General features: G+C 60.6%; 17 protein-coding genes and 1 tRNA gene. 12 read left to right on the forward strand and 6 right to left on the reverse strand.

From position 1 onward, the window contains the following. Positions 1-10 precede the first annotated feature (10 nt). The 5 genes from CLH61_RS02855 to selD all read left to right on the forward strand — a co-directional run bounded on the left by CLH61_RS02855 (position 11) and on the right by selD (position 6141). Positions 11-937: a type 2 periplasmic-binding domain-containing protein gene (locus tag CLH61_RS02855; RefSeq protein WP_099613173.1), complete on the forward strand. Its 927-nt coding sequence runs from the start codon at positions 11-13 to the stop codon at positions 935-937. A gap of 118 nt (positions 938-1055) precedes the next feature. Then, positions 1056-2576 carry a bifunctional GNAT family N-acetyltransferase/carbon-nitrogen hydrolase family protein gene (locus tag CLH61_RS02860; protein ID WP_099613174.1) on the forward strand — a complete coding sequence of 507 codons (1521 nt, stop codon included), beginning with the start codon at positions 1056-1058 and terminating at the stop codon, positions 2574-2576. Between the two features lie 186 nt (positions 2577-2762). After that, on the forward strand, positions 2763-3161 hold the full coding sequence (locus CLH61_RS02865) for a hypothetical protein (RefSeq protein WP_099613175.1): 399 nt from the start codon (positions 2763-2765) through the stop codon (positions 3159-3161). A gap of 68 nt (positions 3162-3229) precedes the next feature. Further along, the gene (locus CLH61_RS02870) at positions 3230-3871 is read left to right on the forward strand and encodes a helix-hairpin-helix domain-containing protein (protein ID WP_099613176.1); all 642 of its coding nucleotides are present in this window, start codon (positions 3230-3232) and stop codon (positions 3869-3871) included. Then, complete coding sequence (selD, locus tag CLH61_RS02875) at positions 3871-6141, forward strand: selenide, water dikinase SelD (RefSeq protein WP_099613177.1); 2271 nt, start codon at positions 3871-3873, stop codon at positions 6139-6141. Before CLH61_RS02870 ends, selD begins: the two co-directional genes overlap by 1 nt. Here selD and senB read toward each other — a convergent pair. Beyond that, a complete protein-coding gene (gene senB / locus CLH61_RS02880) occupies positions 6125-7096 on the reverse strand; it encodes a selenoneine biosynthesis selenosugar synthase SenB (protein ID WP_099613178.1) in 972 nt (323 codons plus the stop codon). The two genes, selD and senB, sit on opposite strands and share 17 nt — an antisense overlap. Before the next feature lie 169 nt (positions 7097-7265). On the opposite strand from senB, the gene CLH61_RS02885 reads away from it, so the two are divergent. The 3 genes from CLH61_RS02885 to CLH61_RS02895 are packed head-to-tail and all read left to right on the forward strand — an operon-like array spanning position 7266 to position 10270. Beyond that, positions 7266-8135 carry a putative selenate ABC transporter substrate-binding protein gene (locus tag CLH61_RS02885; protein ID WP_099613179.1) on the forward strand — a complete coding sequence of 290 codons (870 nt, stop codon included), beginning with the start codon at positions 7266-7268 and terminating at the stop codon, positions 8133-8135. Further along, positions 8135-8785 (forward strand): ATP-binding cassette domain-containing protein, encoded by a 651-nt coding sequence (locus tag CLH61_RS02890; RefSeq protein WP_099613180.1) that lies wholly within the window; start codon positions 8135-8137, stop codon positions 8783-8785. The genes CLH61_RS02885 and CLH61_RS02890 overlap by 1 nt, the downstream gene beginning before the upstream one ends. 18 nt (positions 8786-8803) lie before the next feature. Next, on the forward strand, positions 8804-10270 hold the full coding sequence (locus CLH61_RS02895) for a PhnE/PtxC family ABC transporter permease (protein ID WP_099613181.1): 1467 nt from the start codon (positions 8804-8806) through the stop codon (positions 10268-10270). A 24-nt stretch (positions 10271-10294) separates the two neighbouring features. On the opposite strand, the gene CLH61_RS02900 is transcribed toward CLH61_RS02895, so the two are convergent. Beyond that, the gene (locus tag CLH61_RS02900; RefSeq protein WP_099613182.1) at positions 10295-10768 is read right to left on the reverse strand and encodes a hypothetical protein; all 474 of its coding nucleotides are present in this window, start codon (positions 10766-10768) and stop codon (positions 10295-10297) included. Between the two features lie 149 nt (positions 10769-10917). On the opposite strand from CLH61_RS02900, the gene CLH61_RS02905 reads away from it, so the two are divergent. From CLH61_RS02905 to CLH61_RS02920, 4 genes are all read left to right on the forward strand, one after another. Next, positions 10918-11838 carry an ABC transporter ATP-binding protein gene (locus CLH61_RS02905; RefSeq protein WP_099613183.1) on the forward strand — a complete coding sequence of 307 codons (921 nt, stop codon included), beginning with the start codon at positions 10918-10920 and terminating at the stop codon, positions 11836-11838. Between the two features lie 25 nt (positions 11839-11863). After that, a complete protein-coding gene (locus CLH61_RS02910) occupies positions 11864-12625 on the forward strand; it encodes an ABC transporter permease (protein ID WP_099613184.1) in 762 nt (253 codons plus the stop codon). Then, positions 12622-13146: a DUF192 domain-containing protein gene (locus CLH61_RS02915; RefSeq protein WP_228152507.1), complete on the forward strand. Its 525-nt coding sequence runs from the start codon at positions 12622-12624 to the stop codon at positions 13144-13146. Before CLH61_RS02910 ends, CLH61_RS02915 begins: the two co-directional genes overlap by 4 nt. A 155-nt stretch (positions 13147-13301) precedes the next feature. Further along, positions 13302-15932: a DUF6351 family protein gene (locus CLH61_RS02920; protein ID WP_099613186.1), complete on the forward strand. Its 2631-nt coding sequence runs from the start codon at positions 13302-13304 to the stop codon at positions 15930-15932. Positions 15933-16017: 85 nt separating this feature from the next. Here the strand turns inward: CLH61_RS02920 and CLH61_RS02925 are convergent, their stop codons facing one another. The 4 genes from CLH61_RS02925 to CLH61_RS02940 form a co-directional block, all read right to left on the reverse strand. Then, entirely contained in the window at positions 16018-16809 is a 792-nt protein-coding gene (locus CLH61_RS02925) for an enoyl-CoA hydratase (RefSeq protein WP_099613187.1), read from the reverse strand. Positions 16810-16827: 18 nt separating this feature from the next. Next, entirely contained in the window at positions 16828-17394 is a 567-nt protein-coding gene (locus tag CLH61_RS02930) for a hypothetical protein (RefSeq protein WP_099613188.1), read from the reverse strand. 146 nt (positions 17395-17540) lie between these two features. Then, positions 17541-17627, reverse strand: a tRNA-Leu gene (locus tag CLH61_RS02935). 78 nt (positions 17628-17705) lie between these two features. After that, entirely contained in the window at positions 17706-18341 is a 636-nt protein-coding gene (locus CLH61_RS02940) for a class I SAM-dependent methyltransferase (RefSeq protein ID WP_228152508.1), read from the reverse strand. Positions 18342-18528 lie beyond the last annotated feature (187 nt).

The raw sequence follows: 18528 nt of genomic DNA on the forward strand, positions 1-18528 counted from the left end.
ACCAGGGACAATGGTTTTTACAGGCAGCTTCGCAGGCCGGCAGATCCTGGCCGTTGTTGTGTTACTGGCCATTTCGATACCGTCACACGCTGCCGGACCGGCTCCCACCGCCCCCACACCCGATGCCACCAGCCGCGACTATGTCCTCTGGTACCGTAATTTCGACAGCCCGGCCATTCTCGCCCTGGTACGGCTGGCGCTGGAAAAAACCCCCGAATACGGCGGCTTCCGCGTGTTGCGCAGCGCCGTCATGGTGCAGGAACGGGCCCTGCGGGAACTCACCCTGGCCAACAGCACCGCTATCGACATTGCCAATGTCGCCACCAACAGTGAGCGGGAACGCAAACTGGTAGCTATCCCCATTCCCATTGACGGCGGCCTCCTCGGGCTTCGGGTGTGCGTTACCCTGCAGGACAAACTGCCCTTGTTCGAGGGCATCCAGACCATCAATGACCTGCGGACCCGCGGGCTCAGTATCGGCCAGGGGCTGCACTGGCCGGATACGCCGGTGCTTTCCGCCAGCGGTATTCGTGTGGTTACCCACGCCCGCTTCGAGACCCTGTTCCGAATGCTGCGCAACAACCGCTTCGACTGCTTTGCCCGCGGGGTGAGTGAAGTGCTCTACGACCTGGAACTGGAGAACGATCCGGCGCTGGTCATAGAACCCAACCTGCTGATTGCCTACCCCATGCCCTCCTACTTCTTCGTCCGCCAGCAGGATCATGAAACTGCGCAGCGACTTCAACTGGGTATGGAGCGCGCCATCCAGGACGGCAGCTTCCAGGATTTCCTGCAGCAGTACTACCAGACCGCCGTAGAGCGGCTGGACCTGGCCAGCCGGACAATGCTGGTGCTGGAGAACCCCTATCTGAGCGAGGACTCGCAGTCGATTGGCCGTACCGCCCTGAAGGCGCTTCGTGAGCGTATACACCGGTAACCGCGAAGTCTGCGTTGCCTTCTGTTAAGATTTTGAACCGTGACCCGGGCCGGACCGTAACTCTCCGGAGAGGCCGGCAGCACCAACGTATTTCAAAGGACAGGGGAGCCTTTTCTCTATGGCCCATGAAGAACTGCATCTGAATCTCCGCAACCTGACCCTGGAGGATTACGACCAGCTCCAGGAACTGATGGACTCAATCTATGACGACATCGGTGGCTCCTGGCCACGGGAGACAATCAAGGCGCTGGTGGAGCAGTTCCCGGATGGCCAGATCTGTATCGAGGACTCCGGCCAGCTGATTGCTGTCGCCCTGACCGTGTGCGTCAAATACGAGCGATTCAGCAACCCGCACACCTACGACGACCTGATTCTCCGGAATGAAAAAATCTGGCATAACCCGAAAGGGGATTCGCTCTATGGCCTGGATGTGTTCATTCACCCGGAATATCGGGGCTACCGGCTCGGGCGCCGGCTCTATGAAGCCCGCAAGGAGCTATGCCGGTCGATGAACCTGCGGGCAATACTTGCCGGCGGACGCATCCCCAATTTCCACAAATACTCCGACCAGTACTCGCCTGCAGAGTACATCCAGCGGGTGGACCGCAAGGAAATCTACGATCCGATCCTGAGCTTCCAGCTCTCCAACGACTTCCAGGTCACCCGCCTGATGCACAAGTACCTGCCCGAGGACAAGAAATCCCTTGGCTATGCGACGTTGCTGGAATGGAACAACATCCTGTATACCCCGCCCTCGTCGGTGCTGAACGTCAAGAAGAGCCAGGTCCGGATGGGCGCGGTGCAATGGCAGATGCGGGAATTCCACTCTGTTGAGGAAGTCCTCAAGCAAGTGGAATACTTCGTGGATGCGTTATCCGACTATAAAAGTGACTTCGCCCTGTTCCCGGAGTTTTTCAACGCTCCGCTGATGGGCCTCACCGACCAGATGGACCAGACCCGCGCAATCCGCTTCCTCGCAGGGTTCACGGAACAGTTCCGGAACGAGATGTCGGAGATGGCGGTGAGCTACAACATCAACATCATCACCGGCTCCATGCCCCTGCTGGAAAATGACCGGGTGTATAACGTCTCCTACCTGTGTCATCGCGACGGCCGGGTGGACGAACAGCGCAAGATCCACATTACCCCCCACGAACGCCGCGACTGGGTCATTGAGGGCGGTGACAGGTTCGAAGTGTTTGAAACCGACGCCGGGCGGGTTGCGATCATGATCTGTTACGATATCGAGTTCCCGGAACTCGGACGGATTGCCGCCAGCCAGGATGTTGATATTATCTGTGTGCCCTTCTGGACGGACACCAAGAATGGCTACCTCAGGGTTCGTCATTGCGGCCAGGCGCGGGCGATTGAAAATGAATGCTACGTGGTTATTACCGGCAGTGTCGGAAACCTGCCCAAGGTAGAAAACCTGGACGTACAATACGCCCAGTCATCGGTGTTCTCACCGTCGGATTTCGCCTTTCCCCACGATGCGGTGATGGCTGAAACCACGCCCAATACCGAGATGATCATGTTTTCCGACATGGACCTCGAGAAGCTGAAACTGGTGAGAAATGAAGGTTCGGTGACCAACCTGAAAGACCGGCGCACCGACATGTACGACGTCAGAACCAAGTAATCTGACTCCAAACGCCCCTCAGGAAAGTTGATGTAGCGCCTGAGGGGTGTACGGTATTGAGTTGAGCCAATTGCCAAAAGGCATCCGGCTGTCTATGGTTTAACCTAAGGTTGCCGGGAAAACCGGCAATGTTCCCGCCAGGGGTTTCAGATGCGGGGGCAGCACGCAATAGCAGAGTAGACGTTCATGAACGAAGCTTTACCCGACCTCATCGCACGCTTCCGCATCCGTCACGGACTGTTCAGGAAGGAAGTCGTCGAAGCCAGATTGTTCGAACTTGACCAGTTCGGTTGTGTGCTGAAAACCGACAAGGTGTTCACCCCCGGCGATACGCTGACTCTCGACCTCATCATGAACATGCCGTTCGAGAACATTCATGCTGAAGGCGTTTCGGGTCTCGTCACCGAGCGTAGAAAACACTGTAGCAATTTCTTCTACTCGATTGATTTTATTAAAACTGAACCATCAATCAGCGACTCTCTCGGAGAGAAGCTTCAGCGTATTCGCGAGGTCGTCAGTAAAAAGCAGTCGTTGCGCTCCCGGCGCTCCTCCGGATCGGGAGCCAACCTCAGGAACCTGGCGTGAAAGCCAAAAGCCCGCACCATCCGTAGACCTCGTAACGAAACCATCGCACCTCTCAGGAGACGCCCATCATGGCGAAGAAGAACAAGCCCAGTGTTGAAAAGATCGTCAAGAAGGTGAACAAGGAATTCGAGCGTACATCCTCCCAGATTGAGAGCCTCATCAATGATGCCCTCAAACAGTTCGACACTCTGCAGAACCAGGTTCAGGATCCGGTTCGCAAACTGCTGCGGGAAATGGACGACCTTCGTGAGCGTGAAATGAAACGCTTCAACGAGGAATTCGAGCGCCGCTTGAAGGAATTCCACGACCTGCAGGACGCCATCCTCGATCGCCTGGGCATTTCCCAGAAAGAGCGTCAGCAAGCCGCCAAGGCTGCCCTGGAGGAAAAACCCAAGGCTGCCACCAAAACGCCGGCTGCAACCAAGCCAGCCAAGGCTCCGAAAACCCCAAAAGCCGAGTCCGCCAAGAAAGTTGCGGCTGCAAAGCCCGCAACCAAAAAGGCACCGGCCAAAGCCAAACCTGATGACAAGGGCGACCTCACTCGCGTGAAGGGCATCGGCCCGGCGACTGCCAGCAAACTCCAGGAAGCCGGAATCACCTCGATCGAGCAGATCGCCAATCCTTCTGCCGCCGAGCAGGAAAAACTCGCCGGGTTTTCCAAGATGAGAGGCTTTGCCAACTGGTCCTCTGAAGCCAAGAAACTGCTCTGATGCGAACGACCGAACAGCCTGTATTGCGGGACATCGTCCTGATTGGTGGTGGTCACAGTCATGTCGGGGTTCTGAAGCGCTTTGCGATGAACCCTGTGCCGGGTGTCCGGCTGACCCTGATCTGCCGCGACACCCATACGCCCTACTCCGGCATGCTTCCCGGCTACGTAGCCGGTCACTACAGCTACGACGATGTTCACATCGATCTGAGCAAGCTCGCCGAATACGCCGGGGCCCGTTTCTATCGGGACGAAGCCATCGGCATCGACCGTAGCCGGAAACGGGTCCACTGCCGTAACCGGCCCGATGTACCCTACGATCTGCTGTCCATCAACATAGGCTCCTCGCCCAGGGTCCGCGATGTCACCGGTGCCAGTGAATTCGCCGTCCCGGTCAAACCGATCAACGGTTTCAACAATCGCTGGCTCGGCCTGCTCGCCCGCCTGGAAAATCACCAGGGACCGATGACCGTCGCCATCGTCGGAGCCGGTGCCGGTGGCGTGGAACTGGCGCTGGCAATGCAGTTCCGCCTGCGCAAGGAGCTTGCCAAGCGTGGCGATGACGCCGGCGAACTCCACTTCCACCTGTTTGACGCTGCCACCGAACTGTTGCCGACGCACAACCCCAAAGTGCGCGAGCAGTTTGCCCGCAAGCTCAAACAGCGCGGCATCCGCGTCCACCTCGGTTCACCGGTGGTCAAGGTGGAGGCCCAGCGGCTGACCACCGAAGCCGGCGACAGCCTGGCGGTGGACGAAGTCCTCTGGGTAACCCGCGCCGGAGGCCCGCGCTGGCTGGAAGACACCGGCCTCGCCCTTGATGAAGGCAACTTCCTCCGGGTACGCGACACCCTGCAAGTGGAGAACGATGATGCTATCTTCGCGGCCGGCGATATCGCCAACGTAACCAACCACCCGCGGGAAAAAGCCGGGGTCTTTGCGGTGCGACAGGGGCGGCCACTGGCGGACAACCTGCGCCGTGCCGCTCTCGGCCAGGCACCCAAGCCGTTCCATCCCCAGAAGAAGTGGCTGGCACTGATCAGTACCGGTGACAAGTACGCCGTGGCTTCCCGCGGCGAATTTGCCCATGCCGGCCGCCTGGTGTGGCGCTGGAAGGACTGGATAGATCGCCGCTTCATGAAGAAGTTCACCGACCTGCCGGCGATGGAAGAATCCGCAACTTTGCCGGACACCTCGGCGGCACAGAGCAAGGAAGAGGCGGCACAGGCCATTTCTGCCGTGGCCATGCGCTGCGGCGGTTGTGGCGCCAAGGTGGGCAGCACCGTACTGTCCCGCGCACTGGGCGAACTCAAACCCATCGAGCGGGATGACATCATCGTCGGATTGCACGCACCGGACGACGCGGCTGTATTGCGTGTTCCCCCCGGCAAGGCGGTGGTTCATACGGTGGATTTCTTCCGCGCCTTTATCGATGACCCCTACATATTCGGCCGGGTTGCCGCCAACCACAGCCTGGGGGATATCTTTGCCATGGGTGCCGAAGCCCAGAGTGCAACTGCCGTCGCGACAGTGCCCTATGGCATTGAATCCAAAGTCGAGGATGTTGTCTTCCAGATGATGTCGGGCGCCGTTGACGTCCTCAACGAAGCCGGCTGCGCCCTGGTCGGCGGCCACACCGGCGAAGGCAAGGAGCTGGCACTGGGCTTTGCCGTCAACGGGCTGATCGACCCGGACCAGATCATGAGCAAGGGCGGCCTGCGGGCCGGTGACGCGCTGATCCTGACCAAGCCGATCGGTACCGGTACGCTGTTTGCCGCCCATGCCCGGCTCGCTGCCAAGGGGCGCTGGATCGACAGTGCCCTGGCCTCGATGATGCAGTCCAACCAGAGTGCCGCCGCCTGCCTGCGTCGCTATGGTTCCCAGGCCTGTACCGACGTTACCGGGTTTGGCCTGCTGGGCCACCTGGTGGAGATGACCCGCCCGTCCGGCGTGGATGCCGAACTGGATCTGACCGCCATCCCGGTACTGCCGGGCGCCGAGGAGACAGCCGCGGCCGGCATCCTGAGTTCACTGCAACCGGCCAATATCCGCCTTCGCCGCGGTATCCGTGAGCAGGAACGCTGGATCAAACATCCCCGCTACCCGCTGATCTTTGATCCCCAGACCGCGGGCGGTCTGCTGGCCAGCGTTCCCGCCCACAAGGCGGAAGCCTGTGTGGCGGAGCTGAAATCCCTTGGCTACCCCCACACCGCAATCATCGGTCGGATTCTCCCCCAGGGGGAAGCCATCGAGCCGATTATCCTGCGGGCCTGACCTTTGCGCGATTAACGGCGGCCAGCAAGGCCGCCTGTTCCGCTTCCGGAGTGAAACGCGTCGCCCGTTCGGCTACCTGATCCGCCAGGCCGGCCAGGTAAGCCGGCTGGCTTTCCGCGCGCCACAGCAGACGGGCAAGCGCCTGTTCATCCTGCGGCGGATAATAGCCCGCATAATCGTCGCCCAGCAGCCCCCGGTTGCCTGGGATATTGGAGGCCAGAATCGGTAACCCGGCACGGCAGGCCTCCGACACCACGTTGGCACCACCCTCCATAACCGAACTGATGACCATCAGCCGGGAACGCTGCATCAACCCTCTCACTGCGGCCTGATCCAGCTCACCAAGCCAGCAGAAACGGTCATTGCCGGCCTCCTCGGCCCGTGCCATGGCCTCCCACTGCGGATTGTGCGCCTTACCCGCATTGAGGATCCGCAACCGGGAGTGCGGAGGGACCAGCCGTGCCGCCCGGGCGGCCCGCAACGAATCCTTCTCCTCTCGCAGGTGGCCGATCACACAGACATCGAAGCCGCCGTCATCACCGGTACCGGGGTCATGGCGCTGCCGATCCGCCGACTGCAGGACGGTCATCAGCTTCGGGTGATATTCGGCAGGAATGTCCGCCGCCACCCGATCATGCAAGCCGATCAGGATGTCAGCGAGCGCCATTGACTCCAGGGTAGGCGCCGGAGCACTGTGCTGGAATTGGTAGATATCGGTGCCGGTCAGCACGACGATCAGCGGCGTGTCCGGAAAATCCGCCTTCAGCCGGCAAACTGCGTCGTGGCTGCGCCAGGCATGGAGGGCAATGAACAAATCGGCTGCTTGCGGATCCGGTTCTGTCAGCACCCGTACGTGGTGTCCTGCGGAAGTCAGCAGGCGGGCCCAGCGTTCAGCAGTGGCCCGGTTGCCTGCACGGGAACCGGGCGGCGCCGGTGTTATCAGAGTGATGTGCATGTTGTCTGGATGGCTTGTGATGGAATTTGTTGTTACGGGTAACCCGACAGCCCTGTCAGAGCGTATACGAGTTCATAATGACTCGGTTTCAGGGTATCCTGCCATAGTCACTTCAGACAGTCCCTCTCTGTCATTCAATCATCGTTCGTTAATACTTCAAGGGAAGATCATGTCGCTCAAGCTGATACGGAAATTCACGCTTTCCGCTCTCCTCATTGCCACTCCGTTTGCCTCCGCCATGGCGCAGACGTTCGTGTTTACCGCCATTCCGGATGAAGACGAAACCAAACTGGTGGAGCGCTTCCGCGGCGTTGCGGAGTACCTGGAAAGCCGGCTGGACGTAGATGTCCGCTACATCCCCGTGAAGTCCTATGCAGCGGCGGTGTCCGCCTTCCGCAACAATCAGGTCCAGCTGGCCTGGTTTGGTGGCCTCTCCGGCGTTCAGGCCCGCGGCCTGGTGCCCGGTTCCCAGGCGCTTGCCCAGGGCGTTGAGGACGAGGCTTTTGTGACCTACTTTATCGCCAACACCTCGACGGGCCTGGAACCATCCGACGAGTTAACGGACGATGTCCGTGGCAAGACCTTCACCTTCGGCTCCAAGGGCTCCACCTCCGGCCGTCTGATGCCGGAATTCCACATTCGTGAAACGTTCGGTGAAGCGCCCGAGGAGGTGTTTTCCCGGGTGGGCTTCAGCGGCAACCACAGCCGCACCATTCGCCTGGTTGAAGCCGGCACCTACGAGGTGGGCGCACTCAACTTCCAGGTCTGGGAAAAGGAACTGGCCGACGGCACCATCGACACCGACGCGGTTCGGGTGATCTGGAAAACCCCCACCTACCCGGACTACCAGTGGACCATCCGCGGCGACGTGGACGCCCAGTATGGCGAAGGCTTCACCGATCGGGTACGCCAGGCCCTGCTGGAGTTGGATGATCCGGCGCTGCTGGAAAGCTTCCCCCGCTCCGGCTTCATCCCGGCATCCAACGCGGACTACGAGCCGATCCGCAAGGTGGCCGAAGAGATCGGAATACTCGATTGATGGCAGGGTTCGACCTTACGGCATTAACCGCATCGTTCGGCGGCGAGCGGGTTATCGGCCCGCTCTCCCTGACGGTGGAAGCGGGCCAGCAAGTCGCCCTGGTAGGCAAAAGCGGTGCCGGCAAATCCACGCTGATCAAGCTCATCTACCAGCGGGTTGCCGGCCATGCCGCGCTGGTGCCCCAGGAACTGGGGCTGGTCAACGCACTCCCGGTGTTCCATAACATTTACATGGGGCGACTGGACGAACATGCCAACTGGTACAACGCGCTGACCCTGATCCGGCCATTCCGCAAGGACCGCGAGGAAATCCGCAGCCTGCTTGAACGTCTGGATATGAAGGAAAAGCTCTGGGTTCCGACGGCGTCGTTGTCTGGCGGCCAACGGCAACGGGTGGCAATTGGACGGGCCATTTATCGCAATGCCGGCCTGCTGCTGGCCGATGAACCCATTTCGGCACTGGACGGCCCCATGGCCCATAAGGTGATGACGTTGCTCTGCGAACGTTTCCAGACCAGTGTCATCGCTCTTCATGATGTGGAGATGGCACTGGCATACTGTAACCGGATCATCGGCATCCAGGATGGCCAGGTGGCCCTGGACGAAAGCAGCAAGCGGCTGTCTGCCAACGACATCCTCAACCTCTACTGATCCCGGTACCGGCAACCCATGTTTGCATCTCCAACCGTCAGAGTCAGCCTGTTGTTTGTCGCCGTGGCACTGGCGGGGCTGGTCTTTGCCGACATTGCCATTACCACCTCCAATCCGTGGCGGGATCTGGGGCGCTTTTTCCTGGGCGTGGTAACCCCGGACTTTTTCTCCACCGAAGGCCTCGCCACCGCCCTGCTCCGCACCATCGCGTTCGCGTTTGTCGGCGTTGCCCTGGGCAGTTTTTTCGGCTTCATTCTGGCACTGGTGTACAAGGCCTACCCGGTGCGGATGTTCTGTGCGTTCATCCGGGCGATCCACGAGCTGTTCTGGGCACTGATCTTCCTGCAGTTCTTCGGCTTTCACCCACTCACCGGTGTGCTTGCCATCGCCATTCCCTACGCCGGCATCTTTGCCAAGGTGTACTCGGAAATCCTCGATGAAGCCGACCCCGAGCCGGCCCGCTTGCTGCCGCCAGGTACCGGTGCCGTGGCAACATTTCTGTTCGCCCGGATTCCGGACTGCTGGGTTCAGTTACGCACCTACACCGCTTACCGACTGGAATGCGGTCTGAGATCCAGTGCGATTCTCGGCTTTGTCGGGCTCCCCACCCTGGGCTTCTATCTGGAAACGTCGTTTTCCCAGGGGCTCTATTCCGAGGCGGGCGCCATGCTCGTGCTGTTCTACGTGCTGATCGCCACCATGCCGCTGTGGGTCCGCCCCAAGGCCTTGCCGTTTTACCTGGTCGCTGCGCCTTTCTTCCTGGGCGAGGGGTTGCCGATTGTCTGGGGCAATGTCGCGCGCTTCTTTACCGAGGACATCGTGCCCGCGCCGCTCCGCAATAACGAAGGCCTCACCGCGCTTGGCAGCTGGTTTGGTGATCTGATGATCAGCGAGGCGCTTCCGGGTATCTGGAACACCCTGCTGTTGACCCAGATTGCCCTGGTCGCCACCGGACTCCTTGCCCTGCTGGCATTCCCGCTGATCTCAACCCACTTCGGTGGCCCGGTACGCCGCACTTCCGGCCATGTTGCACTGGTGATAGCGCGGTCGACCCCGGAATACATCCTGGCCTACATCCTGCTGCAGCTGTGGGGCCCCTCGATGCTGCCGGCGGTGGTGGCGCTGGCCTTACATAATGGCGGCATTATCGGTCACCTGATCGGCCGTCAGACCAACGGTATCCGCCTGCGGCCGGATGCCCCGGCCGGGTTCAACCGCTACAGCTACGAGCTGGTGCCGCGGGTTTACCGGGGTTTTCTGGCGTTCCTGTTCTACCGGTGGGAAATCATCATGCGGGAAACCGCGATACTGGGGATTCTGGGCATCTACACCCTCGGCTTTTATGTCGACAGCGCCATCCAGAATATCCAGTTTGACCGCGCCCTGGTGCTTATCCTGCTGACGGCAGCACTGAACATCGGCATCGATGCGCTGTCACGCTACATTCGCCGCCGCCTTGCCCTGCAGACCATGCCGACCTGTTGATGGCGGCCGGCGGCAATCAACGGTTCAGTGTTCGCCGGAGGCGGCAAACACCAGCTTGAACGGCGCTCCGGTTAATGCCTCGGTGCCGTCCTGCAGATCCAGTCGCCAGGTCATATCCGGCTCAATGGTGCAGAAGGGCGCCACGAAAGTCGCCGTCCAGCGTCCTTCCGCCGCGCCGGATTTCAGAGCAACCGGGTACTCGCCGAGGTACATGGACTCACCGCGGAGCACGGCAAGCAGCCGCTGCGGGCGGGCATCGGTGACCACCTCAAGCCGGAGCCGCTCGCCCTCGCCAGCCGTACCGATGCGGGCGAGGCGAACCGACCAGCGGGCGCCATCGGACTGCCATTCACAGGGGCCCTGGATCACACGGCATTCCGCCATGGGGGCCATCGACGGATCCCCTGGCTTGTCGGACGTCAGCCAGCGGGGGCCCAGCACAGCAAACGCGAGCAGGCCGACAATCAATGCAACAACAGCAATGGCACGGTATAACATGATCTCTCCCCCGACGACCGGGGCATTATGGCCGTTACCATCAGCAAAACAAACCCGATGGCCACGCAATACGTACTAACAGGGTTCCGCAAAACGGCGCTCACGTGAGAAAATACCGCGCTTCAAATCACCAGCAACAGGACAGCACCGTGCAGCCGGACATATCCGTCAAGCATCTGAACAAGACCTACGCCGGTGGCTTCCAGGCCCTCAAAGACATCAACCTGGAAATCCGGCGGGGGGAGATCTTCGCCCTGCTCGGCCCCAATGGTGCCGGCAAGACCACACTGATCAGTATCATCTGCGGCATTGTCAACAAGACCAGCGGCGAGGTGAAAGCTGCCGGCCACGATATTGTCAGCGAGTACCGCGAGGCCCGCGCCAGTATCGGTCTGGTGCCCCAGGAACTGAATACCGACTCCTTTGAAACCGTCTGGGATACGGTCTCGTTCAGTCGTGGCCTGTTTGGCAAGCCCCCCAAGCCCGAACACATCGAGAAGGTCCTGCGCGACCTGTCGCTGTGGGACAAGCGCAACAACCGCATCATGTCGCTGTCTGGCGGCATGAAGCGTCGGGTCATGATCGCCAAGGCCTTGTCCCACGAACCCCGCATCCTGTTTCTTGATGAACCCACAGCGGGCGTCGATGTCGAGCTGCGGCGGGATATGTGGGAGATGGTCCGGGGCCTGCGGGCCAACGGCGTTACCATCATCCTGACAACCCACTACATTGAAGAAGCCGAGGAAATGGCCGACCGCATCGGCGTCATCCGCCAGGGCCAGATTATCCTGGTGGAAGACAAGGATCAGTTGATGGCCAAGCTGGGCAAAAAGGAGCTTCGCCTGCTGCTCCAGCAGCCGCTGGAGGCGATTCCCGGTGAACTTGTGCTCGAGCCCATCGAGCTGTCCGAAGATGGTTACGAGCTGATCTACACCTTCGATTCCCAGCAACAACAGGCCGGCGTGGCACGGCTGTTGCGCCAACTGGGCGACCTGGGCATCGAATACCGCGACCTGCAGACCCGCGAAAGCTCCCTCGAGGAGATCTTCGTCGGCCTGGTTCACGAATGACGTCACAGCCTTGCTGGAGTAAGCAATGAATCTGTATGGAGTTCGAGCAATCTACAAGTTCGAGATGGCCCGCATGTGGCGCACGCTGATGCAGAGCGTTGCCTCACCGGTGATCTCGACATCCCTGTATTTCGTGGTCTTCGGGTCGGCGATCGGCTCCCGCATGGGCAACATTGACGGTATCGACTACGGCGCCTTCATCATTCCCGGCCTGGTCATGTTGTCGCTGCTCATGCAGAGCATTTCCAACGCCTCTTTCGGGATCTACATGCCGAAATTCTCTGGCACCATCTACGAAGTGCTCTCTGCGCCCGTGTCCTACGTGGAAGTAGTGCTGGGCTATGTCGGCGCCGCCGCCACCAAGTCGGTGATCCTGGGGATCATCATTCTGCTGACCGCGCGGATGTTCGTCGATTACACCATTCTCCATCCGATCTGGATGTTTTCGTTCCTGGTACTGACCGCGGTAACCTTCAGCCTGTTCGGTTTCATCATCGGGATCTGGGCGGACGGCTTCGAGAAGTTGCAGATTGTGCCGTTGATGATCGTAACACCGCTGGTCTTCCTCGGTGGTACTTTCTACTCCATTGATATGCTCCCGGAGGTCTGGCAGACCATCACCCTGTTCAATCCGGTGGTCTATCTGATCAGCGGCTTCCGTTGGGCCTTCTATGGTGTGTCGGACATCCATGTGGGCATCAGCGTGGGTATGACCATGGCCTTTCTGGCCGCCTGTTTGACCGCCATCTGGTACATCTTCAAGACGGGGTACCGGCTGCGCTCATGAGCCTGCAGCGAACTGCCCGCGCAGCTGTCCGGAGCCTCGCTCTCGCCGTCGCCATGGTCGCGCTGGCCGGCTGTACGGTGGCGGACGCCTCGGACGGCCAGCCGCAGCCAGCGCTGGCGATCGAGGCAGCCTGCCTGCTGACGGACGGGCGCGTGGTCCCGCTGCAGGTGGAGGTTGCGGTGACCGACGAGCAACGCCAGACCGGCCTGATGGGGCGGAAAACCCTGGCTCCGGATGCGGGGATGCTCTTTGTCTACGACAGCCCGCGAGCCCCCGACCACGGCTTCTGGATGTTCAAGACCCTGATTCCCCTCGACATTGCCTACATCGATAACGCGGGAGTCATCCGCTCCATTCGCCAGATGTACCCCTGCCGCGCCGGCAACGGTGTCGGCTGCCCCTCCTACCCGGCCGGGACTGCCTTCACCCAGGCACTGGAAGTGAATCAGGGGTTCTTCCAGGACCACAACATTCGTACCGGCGACCGGTTCAGTCGAGATCCGCGGACCTGCGGCCGCTAATCCGGTCAATTGCTGCCGGAATGATGTGACCGGGTTCACAGCAATGACATAGCCTGCCGTCCATCCGGTCAAAGTACCAGGCCGGTATTTTTGTTCTTATTTCATCACGGGGGACCTAGCACCCGGACAGAAATAACAACAAAAGAGAGCCCCTCATGGACACCAGAACCAGAGCCCTTACCCTCGCCATCGCGGTCGGTCTTACCGCTTGCGGAGGCGGTGGCGACAGCGAAGTAACCAGCAGTCCGCAACCGGTTGTCGGCCAGGAAGTCGACAAACAGGACCGGGATTCGTCAACCGAAACCGGCACGGCAAGCCTTCGCGTGCTCTCGAACCGGCCGGACCTGGTCAGCGCCGGCGACGCTCTCATTGAAGTGAATATTCCGGACCCGCAAGACCGGGACGGCACCAGGCTGTTGCTTAACGGCCGCGATGTCAGTGCCGGACTGATGGCTGTGCCCGGCAGTCCGGGCACCAGCCGGGCACTGCTGACGGGCCTTGCCGTCGGTGCCAATGAGCTGCGCCTGGTTTTGCCCGGCAATGGCACCGTTGCAACATCCATCACCAACCACCCGGCCGGCGGACCGGTATTCTCCGGCCCCCAGGTACAGCCATGGACCTGCACCAACCCGGCAGCCGTCGACGACCAGTGTAACCAGCCGGCGGAATATGAAATCCGTTATGTTCCGGCCTCAAGCTTCACCCGGTTCATGGAAAACTTTGATCCACAGGCTCCCGGTATTCCCGATGCCTTCGTGCCCTACGATCCCGGTAATCCGCCGCCGCCGGAGGACATCGCCACAGTAACTACCGATCACGGCGTAACCACGCCCTTCATCGTCCGCATTGAGCGGGGCGTGTTGAACCGCGATCGTTACCAGATCATGGCGCTCTACCAGCCGGACCGGGACTGGAGCGGTGTAACGCCGCAACCCCAGTGGAATGGCAAGGTGCTGATTCACCACGGTGGCAATGTGGGGGTAAGCTACGGCATGGGTAATCCGCCCAACGGTGACATTGCCGGCACCGCACCCGATGGCTTCGAGGTGTTGCTGGGGGACAGTATTTCGGTAGCCTTGGCGCGCGGCTTCGTCACTCTGTCTACAGCCCAGGCCAACCTCGGCCATAACGTGAACCTGGTGACCGCTGCCGAGTCGCTGGTGATGACCAAGGAGCGGATCATTGAACACTACGGTCCGATCCGCTATGCCATCGGTACCGGCTGTTCCGGCGGCGCCATTGCCCAGCAACACATTGCGAACGCCTATCCGGGGATTTACCAGGGCCTGATTGTCCAGTGCTCCTACCCCGATGTCTGGACCACCGCGACCCAGTTTGCGGATTACAACCTGCTCAACAACTATCTCGGCAACCAGGTGCCCCAGTCACCGGACGACCTGGCCGGGTTTGTTGAAGCCCTGCTGACCTCCGAGTACCTGGCCTTGCAATGGCCCGCCCTCTATGGCCACCTGCCAATCAATCCGGTGGTATCGGACCTGGCCTTCTTTCCCTCCGCCTACCCGGACCAAGAGGATTGCCCTGGCCTGAATGGCAAGGCTGACACCTATCATAAGGAAACGCGACCGGACGGTTTGCGCTGCGGTCTGATTGATTACATGGCCACCCAGTTTGGCACCCGGCCACCGGAAGTCTGGTCACCCAACGAGCAGTTGCTGGCGAGAGGCTTCGGTGGCATTCCGCTGGATAACGTTGGCGTGCAGTACGGCTTGCGGGCTTTACAGGAGGGGCTGATCACTGCCGACCAGTTCCTCGCAGTGAACCGCGAGATTGGCGGTTTCGATGTCGATATCGACTACCAGGCCCATCGCACCAGCGCCGACCTGCAGGCGCTGACCAACGCCTACCGCACCGGTGCCATCAACACCGCTGAGAACCTGGCCAACGTGCCGATTATTGATCTGCGGGGGCCGGACCCCGGCATCGCCCATGATGCCTACCACTCCTGGCAAACCCGTGCCCGCCTTGAGAAAGCCCAGGGCCATGCCCGCAACCACACCATCTGGTACGGCGCCTTTCCGCTGGCCGGCGACACCATTTTTACCACCGAAGCCCTGTACGTGATGGATGCCTGGCTGGCCGGGATCGAAACTGACGGCAGCGACGCCGACATCAATGACAAGGTGATTGCCAACAAGCCCATCGAAGCCCGGGACCGCTGCTTGCCGGTCTCGTCGGTGTTCAGTGAATACGGCCCGTTCGTCCCTTACACCGGCAACCTGCTGACCCCGGATCCGACCTGGAGCCAGCCGGACATGACAGCCCTCCCCCGACCACCGGCGGCACTCGGGCAGATCGTGGACGTGGTGACCGGACAAGTCTGTGGCCTTGATCTCGGTGCGCTGGGATTACCGTCAGTCATTACCGATGTGCTCAGCCCGATTACCGACGAGGTCGTCGCGGCGCAAAGCCTGATCGTGCAAACCCGCTTTGGCACACCGCGTACCGTGGCGGGCGACAGCATAGAAACCCTGAACAACAAGTGCGCACTCAGACCGGTGGACCCGGCGGACTATCCCGCCAACCTGCTGACCGGCACCTATGACCCGGAGGCCCTGGCAAGGGAAGTGGCGAAGATCTTCCCTGATGGCGTCTGCGACTACTCGCGGCCACCGGTCGGCACGGTCCCCACCGAGACCTGGCTGCATTATGGCGACGGTACCAGGGCCGTCATCGGCGGTGAACCATTGCCAGCCCACCCGGGCCCCGTTGCAGGCTGGGCGTCGCCGTCGTTCCAGGTGAACCTGCATCCCCGCAGCGCGCTTTAAGCTCGGGCTATAAATCCACTTCAGCGCAACTACTACGCCATCCCAGAGCTACTCCAGGCACCGCTCCCCGCCCATCTACGGGCGGTTAGCGGTCCTTCCATTGCGGATCGCGCTTGTCGAGGAAGGCACAGATGCCCTCTTGGGCATCCTCGGCCTGCAGGTTCTTTGCCATCACCTCGGAGGTGTAGCTGTATGCTTCCGCCAGGCCCATTTCCAGCTGGCGGTAGAACGCCGTTTTACCGACCTTCAGGGTGTGGCCGGATTTGGAGGCGATGATCCGCGCCAGGTCATACACCGTCGCATCCAGGCTCTCTTCCTCCACCACGCGGTTGATCAGCCCCATCTGCTCGGCGCGTTCCGCACTGATCATTTCTCCGGTCAGCAGCATCTCCATGGCATGCTTGCGGGAAACATTGCGAGACAGCGCCACCATCGGAGTGGAACAGAACAGACCGATGTTCACCCCGGGGGTGGCAAAGCGCGACGCCGTCGTGGCCACCGCAAGGTCACAGCTTGCCACCAATTGGCAACCCGCCGCCGTAGCCACGCCGGCAATCCGCGCAATCACCGGCTGGGGCAGGTTGACCACCTGCTGCATCACCTTGCTGCACTGCTCAAACAACTCGAGCTGGAACGCCTCGCTGTCGAACTTGCCACGCATCTCCTTGAGATCATGGCCGGCGCAAAACACCGGCCCCTGGGCCGTGAGTACCACCACCCGGGTGATGCCGTCACCGGCAATCTGTTCCAGCTCCGCCGACAAAGCCCTCAGCATCGCCATGGACAGGCTGTTGCGGCTGGCAGGCTGATTGAGGGTCAGTGTGGTAACGCCGTTCTCCGTATACCGGAGGATCAAAGAATCCGTCGTGCTGGTCATTGTTGAGTCTCCTTGTCGTTATCGTTTTTCACTGGGGGCCCCGGCGATCCGTTGCAGATGGACCTCCATCACCGACAGCCGGCGCAGCAGTCGGATCCGCCGCAGCAGCGGCCACCAGTCATACAGAAAAATCTCCAGCGGCCGCCACATCGCCACCCAGCCACCGATCCACAGGCTCTCGCTGACGAGGCTCAGTAACCCGCTGCCCGGAGTGTGGGCTTCCAGCGCGCGGCTGACGCCGAGACACACCGCCAGAAACACCAGGCCGATGGCCAGGCTGAGCCGCCCCTCCCCCATCAGCCGCCGGAAGTCCCGCCGCGCCAACTGTTCCCGCTCCAGAAAATAAGCATGCACCGCCTGCACCACCCGATCCCGCGCCGCCGCCAGGTCATCGCACTGGTTGAGCAGAATCTCCAGCCGGAATGCCCCCCGCGCCGGATGCTCTTCCGCCCATTCCATGATGAACGACTCGGCATTCACATCCAGATCCCGCCCCACAAAAGGCGACGGATCAAGGGAGTTGAAGAGCTGGGAAATACTGGAAAGATGCACCCGAATAACATGCACCCCGGAATCGTCACTCACCTGATGCCCGCCCTGGAGGTTAATGCGCTGATTTAAAACCGATTCAGCTGAATGCTTGAGCCATTAAAGCATAGCACGGGGTGACGGTGGCGTTAGCCGAAGGTCGGTGTGGGGGGTATGCAACGGATTACTGGAACAACACGGAATGGTGCCCGGAGCCGGAATCGAACCGGCACGACCTTGCGGTCGAGAGATTTTAAGTCTCTTGTGTCTACCAATTTCACCATCCGGGCATCGGAGGGAGGTTTTGAGGGGCAGGATTGTATAAGGCCCTGCCCGCTAACGCAATTGCGGTTGCCTGGGGCCGGGGGTTATTCCGGCAGGTGTGCCCGGCCCTTGTAGATGTAACCGGCAATTTTCGGCGCCTTGGGGACGTAGAAGTTTTCCAGGGAGTCCACTACAAACCCGGCGCTACCGATCAGTTCGCTGATGTTGCGGTTGAGATGGCAGCCGCCGGCGAGTTTTTTCCAGCCGGGGGTGATGCGGTGCTGCCATTTGTTGATGCCGCTGTCCGGCGACTCTCCGTGTTCAAGAAACAACAATCTGCCGCCGGGCCTGAGTACCCGGGCCATCTGCTCAAGTGCAGCCTGCCAGTCCGGGATGGTGCACAGGGTAAAGGTCAGCAACACGGTGTCCACCGAGTTGTCGGCCAGGGGAATCTGTTCACCGGGCAGATCCAGCCATTCCACTGCCACCGGGGATCGGTCCAGGTTCGCCCGGGCTTTGTGACGCATGCCAGTGGAGGGTTCGAGCCCGTAGACCAGGTCGACTTTGGCACGGTCATAAAACTGCAGGTTGATGCCGGAGCCCATGCCCACTTCGAGGACGATACCGCGAGCTTCAGGGACCACCTGGCTCCGCAGTTTCATGATCTGGCCCATGGAGCAAGCCTTATCAATGATATGCGGCAAGAGCCGTTCTTCGTAAATTTCCTTGATATCGACCATAATCATTCCCGAGGCTGTGAGCAGGACGCCAACTGCGACATTCGGTCTCACCGGTTTACCGCATTATCAGCGTATGATTGCAATCATCTGCCGGTAATAACAATAGATACAAACGATATAAGGCAGCGGCCGGGCGGGCACGCTGTGTTCGCCTGTATGTATCCAGTGTAACCGATTACCGGAGGTT

The sequence above is a fragment of the Marinobacter profundi genome (genome assembly GCF_002744715.1).
Classification (GTDB): Bacteria; Pseudomonadota; Gammaproteobacteria; order Pseudomonadales; family Oleiphilaceae; genus Marinobacter; species Marinobacter profundi.

Coding starts and splice junctions, on each gene's coding strand:
- CLH61_RS02855 (WP_099613173.1), top strand. CDS start 11: ATGGTTTTTACAGGCAGCTTCGCAGGCCGGCAGATCCTGGCCGTTGTT.
- CLH61_RS02860 (WP_099613174.1), top strand. CDS start 1,056: ATGGCCCATGAAGAACTGCATCTGAATCTCCGCAACCTGACCCTGGAG.
- CLH61_RS02865 (WP_099613175.1), top strand. CDS start 2,763: ATGAACGAAGCTTTACCCGACCTCATCGCACGCTTCCGCATCCGTCAC.
- CLH61_RS02870 (WP_099613176.1), top strand. CDS start 3,230: ATGGCGAAGAAGAACAAGCCCAGTGTTGAAAAGATCGTCAAGAAGGTG.
- selD (WP_099613177.1), top strand. CDS start 3,871: ATGCGAACGACCGAACAGCCTGTATTGCGGGACATCGTCCTGATTGGT.
- senB (WP_099613178.1), bottom strand. CDS start 7,096: ATGCACATCACTCTGATAACACCGGCGCCGCCCGGTTCCCGTGCAGGC.
- CLH61_RS02885 (WP_099613179.1), top strand. CDS start 7,266: ATGTCGCTCAAGCTGATACGGAAATTCACGCTTTCCGCTCTCCTCATT.
- CLH61_RS02890 (WP_099613180.1), top strand. CDS start 8,135: ATGGCAGGGTTCGACCTTACGGCATTAACCGCATCGTTCGGCGGCGAG.
- CLH61_RS02895 (WP_099613181.1), top strand. CDS start 8,804: ATGTTTGCATCTCCAACCGTCAGAGTCAGCCTGTTGTTTGTCGCCGTG.
- CLH61_RS02900 (WP_099613182.1), bottom strand. CDS start 10,768: ATGTTATACCGTGCCATTGCTGTTGTTGCATTGATTGTCGGCCTGCTC.
- CLH61_RS02910 (WP_099613184.1), top strand. CDS start 11,864: ATGAATCTGTATGGAGTTCGAGCAATCTACAAGTTCGAGATGGCCCGC.
- CLH61_RS02915 (WP_228152507.1), top strand. CDS start 12,622: ATGAGCCTGCAGCGAACTGCCCGCGCAGCTGTCCGGAGCCTCGCTCTC.
- CLH61_RS02920 (WP_099613186.1), top strand. CDS start 13,302: ATGGACACCAGAACCAGAGCCCTTACCCTCGCCATCGCGGTCGGTCTT.
- CLH61_RS02925 (WP_099613187.1), bottom strand. CDS start 16,809: ATGACCAGCACGACGGATTCTTTGATCCTCCGGTATACGGAGAACGGC.
- CLH61_RS02940 (WP_228152508.1), bottom strand. CDS start 18,341: ATGGTCGATATCAAGGAAATTTACGAAGAACGGCTCTTGCCGCATATC.